Annotated in this window: 12 protein-coding genes; 3 read left to right on the plus strand and 9 right to left on the minus strand. The window is 62.0% G+C overall.

Features of this window, described 5'->3' with window-relative positions:
- The first annotated feature begins 87 nt into the window (after positions 1 to 87).
- Positions 88 to 852 (plus strand): T9SS type A sorting domain-containing protein, encoded by a 765-nt coding sequence (locus E4021_RS14730; RefSeq protein ID WP_136460139.1) that lies wholly within the window; start codon positions 88 to 90, stop codon positions 850 to 852.
- Between the two features lie 268 nt (positions 853 to 1120).
- Here the strand turns inward: E4021_RS14730 and E4021_RS14735 are convergent, their stop codons facing one another.
- The 9 genes from E4021_RS14735 to E4021_RS14775 form a co-directional block, all read right to left on the minus strand.
- A complete protein-coding gene (locus tag E4021_RS14735; protein WP_136460140.1) occupies positions 1121 to 1870 on the minus strand; it encodes a tetratricopeptide repeat protein in 750 nt (249 codons plus the stop codon).
- A gap of 138 nt (positions 1871 to 2008) precedes the next feature.
- Entirely contained in the window at positions 2009 to 3067 is a 1059-nt protein-coding gene (gene pdhA / locus E4021_RS14740) for a pyruvate dehydrogenase (acetyl-transferring) E1 component subunit alpha (protein WP_136460141.1), read from the minus strand.
- Positions 3068 to 3194: 127 nt separating this feature from the next.
- On the minus strand, positions 3195 to 6431 hold the full coding sequence (locus E4021_RS14745; protein ID WP_136460142.1) for a VPS10 domain-containing protein: 3237 nt from the start codon (positions 6429 to 6431) through the stop codon (positions 3195 to 3197).
- Between the two features lie 168 nt (positions 6432 to 6599).
- The gene (locus E4021_RS14750) at positions 6600 to 7751 is read right to left on the minus strand and encodes a hypothetical protein (RefSeq protein WP_136460143.1); all 1152 of its coding nucleotides are present in this window, start codon (positions 7749 to 7751) and stop codon (positions 6600 to 6602) included.
- Positions 7752 to 7865: 114 nt separating this feature from the next.
- Complete coding sequence (locus E4021_RS14755) at positions 7866 to 8795, minus strand: 2-hydroxyacid dehydrogenase (RefSeq protein WP_136460144.1); 930 nt, start codon at positions 8793 to 8795, stop codon at positions 7866 to 7868.
- The gene (locus tag E4021_RS14760) at positions 8792 to 9280 is read right to left on the minus strand and encodes a VOC family protein (RefSeq protein WP_136460145.1); all 489 of its coding nucleotides are present in this window, start codon (positions 9278 to 9280) and stop codon (positions 8792 to 8794) included. The genes E4021_RS14755 and E4021_RS14760 overlap by 4 nt, the downstream gene beginning before the upstream one ends.
- A 237-nt stretch (positions 9281 to 9517) precedes the next feature.
- Positions 9518 to 10684, minus strand: a complete 1167-nt coding sequence (locus E4021_RS14765) for a mandelate racemase/muconate lactonizing enzyme family protein (protein ID WP_136460146.1) — start codon at positions 10682 to 10684, stop codon at positions 9518 to 9520.
- Positions 10685 to 10842: 158 nt separating this feature from the next.
- Positions 10843 to 11739 carry a sugar phosphate isomerase/epimerase family protein gene (locus E4021_RS14770; protein WP_136460147.1) on the minus strand — a complete coding sequence of 299 codons (897 nt, stop codon included), beginning with the start codon at positions 11737 to 11739 and terminating at the stop codon, positions 10843 to 10845.
- Positions 11740 to 11941: 202 nt separating this feature from the next.
- Positions 11942 to 12373 carry a VOC family protein gene (locus tag E4021_RS14775; RefSeq protein ID WP_136460148.1) on the minus strand — a complete coding sequence of 144 codons (432 nt, stop codon included), beginning with the start codon at positions 12371 to 12373 and terminating at the stop codon, positions 11942 to 11944.
- A 158-nt stretch (positions 12374 to 12531) separates the two neighbouring features.
- Between E4021_RS14775 and E4021_RS14780 the strand changes: the two genes are divergently transcribed.
- On the plus strand, positions 12532 to 13584 hold the full coding sequence (locus E4021_RS14780) for a proline iminopeptidase-family hydrolase (protein ID WP_136460149.1): 1053 nt from the start codon (positions 12532 to 12534) through the stop codon (positions 13582 to 13584).
- Between the two features lie 136 nt (positions 13585 to 13720).
- On the plus strand, positions 13721 to 14506 hold the full coding sequence (locus E4021_RS14785) for a hypothetical protein (RefSeq protein ID WP_136460150.1): 786 nt from the start codon (positions 13721 to 13723) through the stop codon (positions 14504 to 14506).
- Positions 14507 to 14582: the final 76 nt, after the last annotated feature.

Below are 14582 nucleotides of genomic sequence, written 5' to 3' on the forward strand. Positions count from 1 at the left end.
ATGGCCTCGTACCCATTAATATTGTTTTCCGCCTAACCTTGTCGGCCCTTCACCGTTCGTACTTCTAGATTGATCACCCTGCCCGGAATGAAATTTATCTTTTTCCTGCTTACCCTCCTCACCTGCTGGCCACTGACGGCCCAGTATGCGAGCGCGTTGCGGGTGGAGCCGGCGCAGGTCAGCAAGCAGATCGTGGTGGACAATCTCGACGAAGACTTTGAGGACATCACCTCCGTGGTGGTCACCAACAACAGCGGCCGCACGTTGCAACTCATGCGTGAAACGGTCAGCCGCCCGCGCCCCCGGGCCTGGTCGTACCGGGCGCTCGACCGCGTAAGCCGGGCGGCACCCTACGTCCTTACCGAAACCGAGCAGCAAAACGGGCGCCACATCAGCCTGGGCCCCGGCCAATCGGCCACTTTCTACGTGATCATGCGCCCCGACGGGGTCACCGGCTCGGGCACTACGGAGTTGCGGTTTACGGATCTTACCCTGCCGGGTACGGTACTGGGTACGGCTTCCATTACGACTACGGTCACCCAGCAGGCGGCGGCTACGCCGCCGGCGCCACCCACCGCTACGGAATCGCGGCCCACACCCACGTCGGTGCGGCTCTACCCCAATCCGGCGGTGGATAAATTCTTCGTGGAGTCGCCCCGCGGCGTCCGCATCGGACGCGTCGAGGTGACCAACACCCTGGGGCGGCAGATCCGCTCCTTTACGGGTGAGGCGGGCACCGATGGCTACGACATCGAGAGTCTACCCGACGGGCTGTACTTGATCTCGATCTTCGACGATGGGGGCAAGAAACTCAAGACGCTCCGCTTGCTGCACCGGCAGTTCGGGGCCTAGGGGGCGGTCAAGGCTACTACTCTTTGGGGCATCCATTCCGTCCCTGGCACCCACTTTGCGTGGCTCGTCGGTAAGGTAGCGTTACGGCCTTTCGGCTAGGTCCCCGCCGGGTGCAGCATGTTCCCTCCTCGCGCCTTGATTGGGCACACCTGCCGTTCGCGACCAACCCATAAATTAACACCACCAGTCTTCTTAACAGAAAAGCCCCCGGACGCCAAGGCGTCGGGGGGCTTCTTGCAGCGGCTTCCACCGCAGTCGTCATGGTAATCTATCCCTCCAGGGCGGCGATGTACTTGTCGGCCTGCGCGGCTTCGGTGCTGCTGCCGAATTCCGACTTCAGGCGACGGAAGGCTTCGAGGGCCTCTTCGTTGCGGCCCTGGTTGCGGAGCAGGAGGCCGAGTTTGTTCAGGTAGTAGCCCCCGGTGAGGTAGTTCTTGCCGGATTCGTCCACGGCATCGCGGTAGGAATCGATGGCGGCATCAAAATTCCCCAGTTCACTCTGCAGGTCACCCATCACGCCCATTTTCATGGCCGGGAGGATTTCCCCATCGGCGTCAAAGTCTTCCAGGTAGTCGAGGGCTGCCTCGTACTGTCCGAGGTTGAGGTAGCTGACGGCGATGTAGTAGTTGGCAAGATTACCGGCCTTGGTGCTGCCGTACTCGTCGGCGATGTCGAGGAAACCGGGATATCCTTGTCCGGGGTTGGTCAGGGCCAGGCTGAAGCTGTCCTGCTCAAACTGGTACTGCGCCTGCTGCATCTGCTCGGCGGCGTTGCGCTCGGCGGGCCGCTGGATGAAGGTTTGGTACAGTAGGGCTGCGGCAACGATAGCGATCAGGGCGATGACCCCGATGATGATGGGCTTCCGGTTGCGTTCGAAGAAATCAAGTCCCTGGTCGCGTACTTCTACGATGTCGACGAGGGTGTCGTCTTCCGCTACGCGAATTTGCTCATCACCGGTCTGACGACCTCCGCGGGGGGTGCCGGTCGGGCGGCGTCCTATATTATTCTTTCTTGCCATAATAGTGTAAATGCGACCCACTGCGCCGGAACGCAGCTGGAAAAGTGGCGCAAAGATACGGTAATCCCGCGAAAATCAACCGGGTCATTCGCCGACGATTTCGTCGGCTTGCAACGCGCGCACTGGGGGACGGTGCCCTTAGGTGAGGAAGGGGTAGGGCTGGGAGTAGTTGTCCGAGTACAGGTCGTCGGGCTCCGGATAGGGGCTGTCGGCGGCAAACTGGGCGGCCTCCGCGATCTCTTCCTTGATCTGGTCCTTGATGTCTTTGATCTCGGCTTCGGTGGCGATCCCGTTGTCCAGGATGCGCTTTTCAATAACCTTGATGGGGTCGCGTTCCTGGTACGATTTCACTTCGTCCTTTTCGCGGTAGCGGGCGGGGTCAGAGACGGAGTGGCCCTTGTAGCGGTAGGTCTTGATTTCGAGGTAGTAGGGCCCTTTGCCGGAGCGGATGTGCTCGGCGGCGCGGGATACGGCCTCGTGAACGGCTTCGGGGTCCATGCCGTCGACGCTTTCGCTCGGCATGTCGAAGCTGGCGCCCAGTTTACTCAGGTCGGTTACGTTGCTCGTCCGCTCGACGCTGGTGCCCATGGCGTAGCCGTTGTTCTCGCAGATGTAGAGGGCGGGCAGCTTCCACGTCATGGCCATGTTCCAGCTTTCCCAAAGAGCACCCTGCCGGGCGGCTCCGTCGCCGAACATGACGACGCAGAGGTTCTTGGTCTTCTTGTATTTCTCAGCCAGGGCAATTCCCGTGCCGATGGGGATCTGAGCACCGACGATGCCGTTGCCGCCGTAGTAGTTGTGCTCGCGACTGAAGAAGTGCATGGAACCACCCTTGCCCTTCACCACGCCGGTGGCCTTGCCGTAGAGTTCGGCCATGGCGGCCTTCGTGTCCACGCCGCGACCGATGGCCGTACCGTGCTGGCGGTAGGCCGTCACGATTCCGTCATCTTTGGTAATGGCGCTCTCGATGCCGGCCGCTACGGCTTCCTGCCCGATGTATACGTGACAGAAACCGCGCACGTCCTGCTGGCCGTAGGCCATCAGGGCGCGCTCCTCGAAGCGGCGGATGCGCAACATGAGGGTGTACCATTCCAGGTACTGCTCCTTGCTGTAGTTCAATCCTTTAGGTACGCCGTTCTTTTTAGCGGTCGTAGATGCTGCCTTCGGGTCGGCCGTCTTTTTCTGCGCTGTATCCATACTGAGATAGCGAATTTTCGCTCTTTACGGGGGTTATACCTGCCTAATATAGCCCACGGCGGGCAATCGGAGAGGGGCTCTCCAAGTAACGGCCCGCCGCAGGTCATAGTTTAGGTATCGTAGTTGGTCAACGGTTGCTGGCGCCGATAATGTAGGGGGCACCCGCCTGCCGCAGTTCGCGCTGCAACTCCGGGATGGTCTGGTCGCGCAGCCGCTCGATCTCGGGCATCAGCTCCTCCAGGCGGTCAGCAGCAATGCTAAGGCTGCGGCGGTGGTTGCCGGTGGGGCCGTAGGTAGTGGTAAGCCCGCGGTAGCCGGTGGAGAAGAAATCGCTAACCGTGGGGTCATTGCGTTCACCGACTTCCTCGCGACTGGGGCTTCCGTTGACCTTCCGTTCGAGTTCCGTGAGCTGTTGGCGGAGCTGGTACAGTTTGCCGTCGAGTTCGCCGGGGGCGGTAGCGGCCCGCTTCAGGGCCACTTCCATGGCACTGGTCTGCTCCTTGGCGTTGTCCATGAATTCCTGTACGGCGGCCAGTTGATCCTGCACTTCCCGCACTTCCTGGCGGTAGGCCTGGTACTCCTGCGGGTCGGGGCCTTCGATGGTGGGTTCGTGGAGGGGCTTGACGCGGAAACTGACCGGCCCGGCCAACTGCCGCACTTCACCGTTCTCCTCCTTCGACAGCGTCACGGAGTATTCGCCGGGGGCGGCCAGCGGGCCGCTCGACCAGCGGCCGCCGCCTTCACCGGTCTGTCCGGGCCGTACGGCGCGGAAGCTGGGGTAACGCAGGTCCCACGCGGTGCGGTGCAGCCCTTCCTTGGCCTCGCCTTCGATTTTGCGGACGACTTCGCCGTCCGAGTCATAGACGGTCAGCCAGATGGTCGGTGCCGTTTCGTTTTTCTCCGCGTCCAGGGCGTCGTAGCCGGGGAAGGGGATGTTCTCGTTGGCTTTGGCCAGCTCCTTCTCGCGGTCCTTGCGCTGTTTCTCCCGGCTGGTGAAGCCGTCTTTCAGGTGGTAGGTGAATACGGCTCCGAATTCGGGGTTATCGGCGGCGTAAACGTTGGCACCTACACCGGGGTCGTTGTCGCGGGGACTGTACCACCACGCGTCGCGGGGCTGGAAGAGGTAGGCCTCTTGCGCCAGGTTGGCGTCGCTCATTTCCCGTAGCGGGCTATAGTCGTCCAGGATCCAGAAGCTCCGTCCGAAACTGGCACCGACCAGGTCGTTCTCCCGCTTCTGGATGGCCAGGTCGCGGAAGGGAATGGTGGGCGTGCCGCCGAGCTTCTTCCACTCCCCTCCCCCGTTGAGGGAGGTGTAGATGCCGTTCTCGGTGCCGATGAAGAGGAGGTCCTTCTTCTCAAAGTCCTGCACCAGACGCCACACCAGGGTGCGGTCCGGGAGGCTGCTGCCCAGGTCAGTCCAGCTTTCACCCAGGTTGGTGCTCTTGTAGAGGTAGGGGCTGAAGTCGCCTTCCTTGTGATTATCGAGGCTCACGTAGACCGTGTTGGCGTCAAACTGGTCGGCCTTGATGTCATTGATGAAGGCCCGCTCGGGCACGCCGGGCATCTCGCTCACCATGATCTTTTTCCAGCTGTCGCCGCCGTCTTGGGTCACCTGCAGGATGCCGTCGTCGGTACCGGCCCAGATGAGGCCTTCGCGGACGGGTGATTCCGAAAGGGAGGTGATGGTATTGTAATTCGACATGGCTTTCACGTCCCAGGCGTTGTCCCAGCTCTGGGTGCCGCCCATAATGGGCAGGGCCAGCCGTTCCTCGTTGCGGGTCAGGTCGCCGCTGATGGGCGTCCAGTCGTCGCCGCGGTTGTCGCTGCGCCACACGCGGTAGCTGGCGAAGTACAGGCGGGTGGGATCGTGGGGGCTCACCACGATGGGGGCGTCCCAGTTGAAGCGCTCGTGGGGGTCGCCGGCCCGCGGCTGGGGCTGTACGAGTACGGGCTCACCGGTTTTCAGGTCGACGCGGTGCAGGCCGCCCTGCTGGGTTTCGGCGTAGATGATGTCGGGGTTACCGGGTTCGGTGGCCGACTGGTGCCCGTCGGCAAAGAGCGTCTTGTACCAGTCGCCGTTAAGGATACCGGCTTCGCTGTCGGTGCGGCTCGGGCCGCCGTGGCTGCCGTTGTCCTGGGTACCGCCGAAGATGTGGTAGAAGGGCTCCCGATCGTCGACGGCCACCTTGTAGTACTGGGTGATGGGCATATTGTCGATGAAGCGCCAGTTCTCGGCCAGGTCGAAGCTCTCGTACAAGCCGGCGTCGGTACCGATGAGCAGGTAATCGGGGTCATCCTCGCGGAACACCAGGGCGTGGTTGTCGGAGTGCTTGCGCTCCTCGCGCAGTTCGCGGAAGTTCTTGCCGCCGTCGTCGGTCACCAGCACTCGGACGTTCATCAGGTACAACCGGTCGAAGGCGTGGGGACTGGCGTACAGCTCCTGGTAGTAGTGCGGACCGGTACCGCCGCTTACGGTGTTGCTCATCTTTTCCCAGTTGGCGCCCTGGTTTTCGGAGCGCCACACGCCGCCGGTGGTGCGGTCGAGGGTGATGGCGGCGTAGACCACGTCGGGGTTCTGCGGGCTGATGGCGATGCCGATCTTGCCCATGTTGGAGGTGGGCAGGCCAGTGGTCAGTTTCTGCCAGGTCTTGCCGCCGTCACGGCTGCGGTGGATGCCGGAGCCGGGTCCGCCGCCAAGGTAGGCCGCTACGGTGCGGTGACGCTGCCAGGTGGCCCCGTAGAGGAGGTCGGGATTACGGGGATCGACCATGATGTCGGTCACGCCGGTCCACTCGTCGTCGCCAAGGGTACGTTGCCACGTTTCCCCGCCGTCGGTGGTCATATAGAACCCGCGCTCGCCGCCCTTGGACCAAAGCGGGCCTTGCGCGGCCACCCAGACGATGTCGGAATTCTCGGGGTGCACGATGATCTCGGAGATGTGCTCGGAGTCCTTCAGACCCATGTTTTTCCAGGTCTTTCCGGCGTCGTCGCTGCGGTATACGCCGTCACCGTAGCCTACGTGACGGCCGCCGACGTTCTCGCCGGTTCCCAGCCAGATGCGGGCGTTGTTGTTGGGATCGACGGTCACGGCACCGGTGGAATAGCTGGGGTAGTCGTCGAAAATGGGATCCCAGGTGATGCCGGAGTTTTCGGTTTTCCAGAGTCCGCCGGACCCCACGGCCACGTACCAGGTGTGCTCGTCGGTGGGGTCAAGGGCGATGTCGGCGATACGGCCGGAGACGAAGGCGGGGCCCACGTTGCGCAGGGGCATGCCGGTGATTTCTTCCGGTTTTTCCGGAGAGTCCTGGGCAACGGCGAAGCCGCTGAACAACAGCAAGAGGGGGAAAAGAAAGCGTTTGGTCATGATTTGGATTTGCGGCCCTTAAAATACTACACGGGGCCGCTTACGCAAACTCCCGCGGCGAGATCGCCGGTCCTACCGCTCGTCTGGGGCGGCGGCGCGCGGGTGCCGGGCGAGCCAAAAACAGCCGGATCTCGTGGTCATGGCCGATCGGATCAGCCCACCTTCCGCCTATTGCCGCTGGGAATAGCCGAGCTGGGCGAGCCTGGTCTGCTTCAGGGCATTGGCTACCGAACCGTAGGCTACGGTAAGGCTGAGCGGTACGCCGGTGAAGTCCACCACCTCATTGAGCCGAAAATCAACCAGGTGTGCCCGCAGGCTGATGCCGAGGTAGCTGGAAGGCGTGAGGTAGCGACGAAAGCCCACCCCGCCGCTCAGGTCGTAAGTGAGGACGCTCGCCGCCTGGAGGTCATCCGTGTCGTTGAGCGCATCGAAGCCGCTGAAGCCGAGTCCGCCGATCACCTGCACCTCCCGGGCGCCCGAAGCCCATAGGTCGTAGCCCACCGTGGCCCCGATCCGGCCGCCAAAGAATTTATCGGTGGATTCCGCTACGGCCCCCTTTTCCCGGCGGGCCAGGTAGTCCGAACTCGATTTCAGGAACTGAAAGGCCACCTCCATATCGTAATTCATGCGCCGCTTTTTGCCGCCCACCGCGAAGCCGAGTTGGGGATGCGGGCCAAGGAGGGAGGCCTCCCCGAGCGGAATCCAGGCGCCCGCCATGGCGGCTACGTGACCTTCGGTCATGGCCAGTGCTTCGTCGCGGTAGAAGAGAAAATCTTTTTGCAGGGAAGTGCCCGCGTATTCAGCGCCCGCCAGTTCCTTAAGCTCCGGTAGTTCCTCCGCCGCGTAGCTACGCCGCAGGTAGTCGAATTCCGCATTGCGCTTGGGACTAATTTCCGAGAATGCCGGACGGGTGAATGCGTCGTATTCCCCGCCGATCGGCAGGAAACCGTAGTAGGGGCGGTTATAGTCGTAGTAATAAGCAGCCTCGTTTACTTCAAGGGTGCGCCGTTGCCGGTATTCCATAAGGAAGTCGAACTGCTGATCCAGGTAGTCGATGTCGAGTACGTCGTTGGTTCGCAGGCCGATCAGCAGCATGGCCCGGTTGGTGATCTCCCGCAGGCCGCACAGTTCGCCCCACCGGTCGAGCACCTCACGCGCTTGTTGGAGATCGCCGGAGTCGTAGGCCACCTGAAATTCACGAGACAGCAGATAAGATCCAGTACTGCAGTCGTAGGCTACCGGTGCCGGCGATTCCTGCGCTGATAGGTGGCCGAAGCCAACAAATAAGATGAGCGCAAGGCATAAACGGACATGAAGCATACCGGCCGGGCTTGAGATTTGCTTAAGCAGTGGGAAAGGGTAGTCAGTACAACGTCGCGGTAACAGGGAGCAATCCCCCCATCCCACCCCCATTGGTCAGATGCAAGTTCGGTATCAAACGGCGTTCACCCGGTACTGTGCTTCGATGGTGTTGCCGGAAAAAAAGTCTGCCACGTGCCGCAGTCCGCGTTCCGAAAGCTCGTAGAAGGTCAGCTCCGTCAAGCTGGCAGCGTGGGGGGTGATGAGCACGTTCGGGTGGACCACCAGCTGGCGGACGGTGTCGGCATCGCCGCTCACCATCAGGTCGCTGGCGTAGCCGGCCAGGTGCCCGCTTTCCAGGGCCTGCAGCAGGGCGGGGCCGTTGACCAGTTCCCCGCGGGCGGTATTGATGAGGTAGCTGCCGGCCTTCATCAGCTTGAGGGCATCGGGTCCGATCATGCCGCGGGTGCCGTCGGTGAGGGGGACGTGCAGGCTTACCACGTCGCACTCGGTCAGCAACTCGGGCAATTCGCGGTAGCCGGCGGACCGGTCGCCCGCCTGCCGCGAGCTATAGCGGATTTGCATCCCCATGGCACCTGCGCTCGCCGCCACCCGTTGGCCGATGTCTCCCTTGCCTACGATGCCCAGGGTAAGTCCGCGCAGTTCGGGGGCCGTGTAGTGAAGGCGGTAGTCCCAGTTGCCGGCCTTGACCTCGTTGATGAGGCGGTACATGCCCCGCACCAGCAAGAGCATTAGCCCCATGGTGTGCTCGGCAACGGTAGCGGCGTTGAGGCCAGGCACGTTCAGCACTTGGATGCCGCGCTGGGTGGCGTAGTCGACGTCGATGTTGTTGACCCCTACCCCGTTGCGGACGATGACCGACAGCTGGGGGCAGCGGTCGATGAGCGCCCGGTCCACCTCCTCTTTGCCCCTTACGACGATGGCGTTTACGGCGGCAAAATTGTCCGGTTGTTGCCCCGGCGGAATCACCGTGAAGCGGTCGGCCGGCAATTCCTGCAGGGCGCGCTCGTCAACGGATTCGAGCAAATAAACGAGGTGTTTCATGTTTTCGGGGGGTGGTAGAGGGTGGCGTTCTCGGCCTTGTAGCCGCGGAAATCGTTGCGCCCCGAGACGTAGAGACCCTCGGCGTAGAGCTCATCCTCGAATATCTTGGGATCGATCTCGTCGCCGGGGAAGCTGGTCAGCTCGATCAGGTTGCCGGCCGGGTCCCGGATGAAGGCCTGCATGGCGCCATCGGGCAGCCGGCGCACCTTTCCCCAGGGCTCGATGTCGATGCGCCCCTGGGCCTTCATGCGCCAGTACATCTCACTGAAGTCGTTGACCCGCACGCACAGGTGACCGCGAAACGAGCGCGTGTCCTCCCACTCACTCAGGTGCAGCTGGGTGGAATCGGTGATCCGGAAAAAGGCCGTAGGGTAATCGAAGACAAAAGCGGGTATCGGTTCCAGCCCCATCTCTTCCTCGTAGAAACGGGCGGCCTCTTCGAGCTTGTCTACTATTAGGGTTACGTGGTTGATTTCTGCGACCATTTTTATAAGGAGTAAAGGAGTTAAGGGGTCAATTGTGTTGCTTTTGTCCCTCGCTTCGCTCGGGTGGGTGCGTGGTAGGCGTTTCAGTTGTCCCTCGCTTCGCTCGGGGGCGTTTGTTTTTAAGGGGTTAAGGGTGTTGCTTTTGTCCCTCGCTTCGCTCGGGGGCGTTTGTTTTTCAGGGGCTAAGGGGGCAATCGTGTTGCTTTTCCCCTCGCTTCGCTCGGGGGTTATTTCGTCTCAGAACGTGACTGTGAACTGTGCTACAAAATCGGGATTTATTTCCATGCCGAGGCCGGGGCGGTCGGGGCATTGGATGCGGCCGTTTTTTACTTGGGGGGGTTCTTTGACCAAGTCGTAGAGGAGGGGATTGCCGCCGAGGCTGTGTTCGATGTAAACGGCCGAGGGGCTGCTGAAGGCGAGGTGTACGCCGGCCATGAAGCTGAAGGCGGAGCCCCAGCAGTGGGGGGCCAGTTCAAGTTGCCAGGTTTCGGCGAGGGCGGCTACGCGGCGGGCTTCGGTGATGCCGCCTACGATGGCGCAGTCGGGCTGGAGGATGTCGACGGCGCGGTGCTCGAGGAGGTCGCGGAAATCGAAACGGGTGAACTCGCTTTCGCCGGCGGCGATCGGGGTGGTGGTGCCCCGGCGGACTTCCGCGGTGCCGGCCTTGTTGTCGGGGCTGACGGGTTCCTCGAGCCAGTACAGGTTCAGGTCTTCGGTCTGCCGGGCGAAGCGTCGGGCCTCGGTAACGGAAAAGGTGCCGTGGGCGTCGGCCATAATGTCGATATCGGGGCCGAGAGCGCGGTGGGCCTCCCCTACCCGATCGACGGTGCGGTTCACGGTTTCGTCCATGACGCCGACCCGCATCTTGATGCCGCCGTAGCCGTGGTCGACGTAGCCGCGCAGTTGATCGCCGAGTTGGTCCTTATCGGCCCAGCCGCCGCTGGCGTAGCAGGGCATGTAGTCGCGGCAGGCACCACCCAGCAATTCCAGCACCGGCACGCCAAGCCGTTTTCCCTTCAGGTCCCACAGGGCGGTGTCGATGCCGCTGAGGGCCGAGATGGTGGTGCCCCGGTTGCCCAGGATGGGGAATACGCGTCCGCGGTCGCGGGCATAGTGATCGCGGCTGCCGCTGTAGATGGTTTCCCAGAGCGCGGTAATGTCCCCGACCTCTTTGCCCATAAGTTGGGGGGCCAGCTCCTGGTCAATGCAGGTGACGATGGAGGCGCAGGCACCGGTGGCGCCCACGGCCGCCTTGGCTTCCCCGTAGCCCTTGTTGCCGTCCGTATCCTCCACTTCCACGAGCGTCATATCGAAATGCGTGAGCTGCCCGTAGTCGGACCGCCACTGCCGACCGGCGGGGATGGGGCAACGGAGCCAGTAGGCTTGAATGCGCTTGATTTTCATGGGTGATTGGTGGACAATGGATAAGGGGATTAAGGGGTCAACTTGGTCCCGGGGGCTTTAGGTAGATCGGGTGTCTGGCGTCGGAGATTTGGGGGTTGGCCGGCTTCCGATTACGGGTGATCCAAGTCAGGCCACCCTCTTATCGGACCTGGAGGCCCTCAACCCTGGTCGTTAAGCAGGGGCAGCAGGGTTTCCGCCGAGCGGCGCGTGAGCATGGTGTAGAAGTCTTCGGTAAGCGCCGAGCTGCCGTGGTCCTCGAGGAATTTGCGGGCTTCCTCAGTGAGTCCTTGGGGGTCGGTATCGATGCTGTCGGGATAGGGATTGGCCGGCGTACGGTCCACCGGCGCGGCGAACTCCACAGACAGCGGTCCGGAGAAGCCCACCTCCTCCAGGGTCGCTACCAGTTCCGGCCAGTCGATGTGGCCCATCCCCGGCGCCATCCGGTTGTTGTCGGCTACATGGAAGCCCACCAGGCGGTCCTTCGCCCGGCGGATGGTGGCCCGGTAATCCTCTTCCTCGATGTTCATGTGAAAAATGTCGAGGCACACCCCGCATTCCGGTCCCGTGGCCTCGGCCAGGGCGAGGGCCTGGTCGCCGCGGTTGATGAAGTAGGTCTCAAAGCGGTTGATGGGCTCGATGCCGAGCCTGACGCCGGCCGCCTGGGCGAATTCGTAGCACTCCTGCATGGAGGCCACCGCCCAGTCCCACTCCTCCTCGGGCCGCGCGCCGGGCATGATCTTGCCCACCGTGCCGGGCACCACGGAGACCATCTCGCCGTCCAGCTCTTTCACCATCGTGATGATGTCCTTGACGTACTGCACGGAGCGCGCCCGGGCACCGGGATCCGCAGCCAGCAGGTTGCGCTCGCCGAGCATCAGGGTGACCGAACCCCAGCATTTTACGTCGTACTTTTTTAACAGGCTGCGTACTTCACGGGTATCGTAGTCGGCCGGCGTACCCTGGATTTCGAGGTAGTCGTAACCGAGGGGCTTGATGCGGGCCAGGGTCGCCTCGAGGGGCTCGGCGCGCATCCAGTTGTGGATTGCTAAGGGCATGGTGGGGGGGATGATCGAATTAAGCTGCCGTTAATATAGAATGTGTCGGTGATTCGCGGCCTGGGGTCGAATTTTGCTTCGCGGCCTGAGGCTGCGTTTTGCCTGCGCGGCCTGAGGCCGCTTTTTGCTGGCGCGGTCTGAGACCGCATTGTGCTGGCGCGGCCTGAGGCCGCTTTGTGCTTGCGCGGCCTGAGGCCGCATTTTACAGGTCGTAGTTGACCATCCACTGGATGCCGTACCGGTCGGTGCACATGCCGAAGTAGGCGTTCCAGAAGGTTTCCTGGAGGGGCATGGTGATTTTGCCGCCGTCGGAGAGGGCGTGGAAGAGGCGCTCGGTCTCTTCGCGGCTGTCGGGCGAGAGGGTGATGTGGACGTTATTGCCCTGGTTGACGGTCATGCCCATGCTGGACGGCGAGTCGCTGCCCATCAGGACGTGCCCGCCGGTAATGGGGAGCTGGACGTTCATGACCAGGTTCTTGTCGGCCTCGGCCATCGGCGGCATACCCTCCTGGGGCGGCGCCTCGCCGAAGCGGGAAATGCCGCCCACGAATTCGGTACCGAAGACCGTCTTGTAAAAGTTGAAGACTTCTTCCGTCTGGTTGGAGAAGTTCAGGTAGGTGCCTACGCTGGCCATAGCGATTGAATTGTTGAAGGGTGAATAAAGTGAATGCCCCCGTGTTGCCAACAAGGGTCGAGGGGGACTCGCCCAAGCTACGGTAAAGTAGGGTTACCGGCGAGTGTCCTGCACCAGCTGACACCACGAAGAAGTACCTTAGGAAAAAATTCCGCCCCATGCCGCGCTGTCTTCTCCTGCTGCTGACCGCTTTTGCCCTTGCCGCCTGCCAACCGGAAACGGAACCCGCGTCCGCGCCCGCTAAAACCGAAGCTGCCGATTACTACGACAACGGCGGCCGCGACGACGTGCTATCCGGCGGCGTACGGATGATCCCGATCTCCACCCCCTCCGGTGAATTCCGCGTGTGGACCAAGCGCGTCGGTAATAGCCCGCACAAGAAAGTACTTCTCCTCCACGGCGGGCCCGGCGCCACCCACGAATACTTCGAGGCGGCCGACAGCTACTTCCCCGGCGCGGGCATCGAGTACTACTACTACGATCAGTTGGAAAGTGGGCGCAGCGACCATCCCGCCGACTCTAGCCTCTGGAACATTCCCCGCTTCGTGAGTGAAGTGGAACAGGTGCGCACGGCTCTGGGTCTGGATCAGGACAACTTCTTTCTCCTGGGTCACTCCTGGGGCGGCATCCTCGCCATCGAGTACGCACTGGCCCACCAGGACCACCTCAAAGGACTCATCGTCTCCAATATGATGGCCTCGGTACCCGAGTACAACCGCTACGCGCAGGAAGTACTGGGCCCGAAAATGGATCCCGCCGTGCTCAAAGAGATCCAGGCGCTCGAGGCGGCCCGCGACTTCCAGAATCCGCGCTACGCCCAGCTGGTCACCGAGAATTACTATACCGAACACGTCCTGCGCATGCCCACGGAAGCGTGGCCCGATCCCGTCAACCGTGGCATGGGCGGCATCAACTACGACATCTACCTGGCCATGCAGGGCCCGAGCGAATTCGGCATCATGGAAGGTGCGCTGCTGGAAGACTGGGACCGCAGCCGGGATCTGGAGCAAATAACCGTACCCACCCTCGTCATCGGCGCCGAGCACGACACCATGGATCCCGAATACATGAAGTGGATGGCCGATCAGTTCCCAAACGGCCACTACCTCTACCTCCCCGACGGCAGCCATATGGCGATGTACGACGACCAGGAGCGCTACTTCCGAGGGGTGATCGACTTCATTAATTCAGTCGATAACGACCCCGAGTAGGGCCACCAATAAAGTTCATGGGTTTGTAGGGCAGGCGCGCGGGTGCACGGGGCGGGTGGTTGCGCCGTATCGGTCTGGCTCCCTAATTTAAGTCTCCGCCCGTCGGGAATGTCCCCGCGGGCCATACCGCACAGCCGTGAACCACACCTCCACCGCCGAAGAACACACCAAGCTGCCCGATCCGCTGGACCTGATACTGGACGCGCACCACGCCTATACTCCGGAAACCCTGGCGGCGGCGGGTTACGACCAGGATACGATCAACAAGGTGCAACACATCCGGATGCAACTGCAGCAGCACTTCTCCAATCAGCAGGAACTGGTGAAGAAGCAGCAGGACTTCATGGAGGAATCGGCCACCGACACCTTCGCCCTGATAAAGTCGCTCAAGCATTCCCTGAACCTCACCCTGCACGAATCCGAGCATACGCAGTGGGTGGCCAAGACGATGTACATCCTCACCTTCCTGCTGGGCTTTGCGCTCATCTGCGTGGCGGTTTACTTCGGCACCCGGGGGGAACAGGTGCTTTCGATTGCCTTCGGCACCTTCGGCATGGCGAGCATCGTGGGCATCATGCTGTCGGACCCGCCCCTCAAACTTCAGGACAGCCGCTCCAACTACACCCAACTGACGGTGGGTGTGCTGGCGTGGTTCACCGACCTGATCGACAAGCAGGCCATGACCCAAAGCCTGCAGACCAACCTGCTTAGCCTGCAACAACAGGCACAGGACATCCCTACCCTGCTGCGGGTGCAGGAAACCGTCCTCCAGCAGTACATGACCCTCTCCAACGCGCAGATTGAGAATACCGCCAAGGTTCTCCGGCTGCTGGAGGAGGTAGCCGAGCCTTCCAACCGCCCGCAAGCCAAGAAACGCTCCCGCAAAAAGGAGAAGTCGGCCCGGTTACTGCGGACGCAGTAGGTAGGGCACCCTACCCTGCCCAGCACCAATAGGGCGTCATTACCCTTAATCACCAGCGCGGTACCGAATGGCTTCG

It is taken from the genome of Neolewinella litorea, from assembly GCF_004803465.1.
GTDB lineage: Bacteria > Bacteroidota > Bacteroidia > Chitinophagales > Saprospiraceae > Neolewinella > Neolewinella litorea.

Bases quoted from the DNA above. Each gene is read 5' to 3' on its own strand.
- E4021_RS14730 (WP_136460139.1), top strand. From the start codon at position 88: ATGAAATTTATCTTTTTCCTGCTTACCCTCCTCACCTGCTGGCCACTG.
- E4021_RS14735 (WP_136460140.1), bottom strand. From the start codon at position 1,870: ATGGCAAGAAAGAATAATATAGGACGCCGCCCGACCGGCACCCCCCGC.
- pdhA (WP_136460141.1), bottom strand. From the start codon at position 3,067: ATGGATACAGCGCAGAAAAAGACGGCCGACCCGAAGGCAGCATCTACG.
- E4021_RS14745 (WP_136460142.1), bottom strand. From the start codon at position 6,431: ATGACCAAACGCTTTCTTTTCCCCCTCTTGCTGTTGTTCAGCGGCTTC.
- E4021_RS14750 (WP_136460143.1), bottom strand. From the start codon at position 7,751: ATGCTTCATGTCCGTTTATGCCTTGCGCTCATCTTATTTGTTGGCTTC.
- E4021_RS14755 (WP_136460144.1), bottom strand. From the start codon at position 8,795: ATGAAACACCTCGTTTATTTGCTCGAATCCGTTGACGAGCGCGCCCTG.
- E4021_RS14760 (WP_136460145.1), bottom strand. From the start codon at position 9,280: ATGGTCGCAGAAATCAACCACGTAACCCTAATAGTAGACAAGCTCGAA.
- E4021_RS14765 (WP_136460146.1), bottom strand. From the start codon at position 10,684: ATGAAAATCAAGCGCATTCAAGCCTACTGGCTCCGTTGCCCCATCCCC.
- E4021_RS14770 (WP_136460147.1), bottom strand. From the start codon at position 11,739: ATGCCCTTAGCAATCCACAACTGGATGCGCGCCGAGCCCCTCGAGGCG.
- E4021_RS14775 (WP_136460148.1), bottom strand. From the start codon at position 12,373: ATGGCCAGCGTAGGCACCTACCTGAACTTCTCCAACCAGACGGAAGAA.
- E4021_RS14780 (WP_136460149.1), top strand. From the start codon at position 12,532: ATGCCGCGCTGTCTTCTCCTGCTGCTGACCGCTTTTGCCCTTGCCGCC.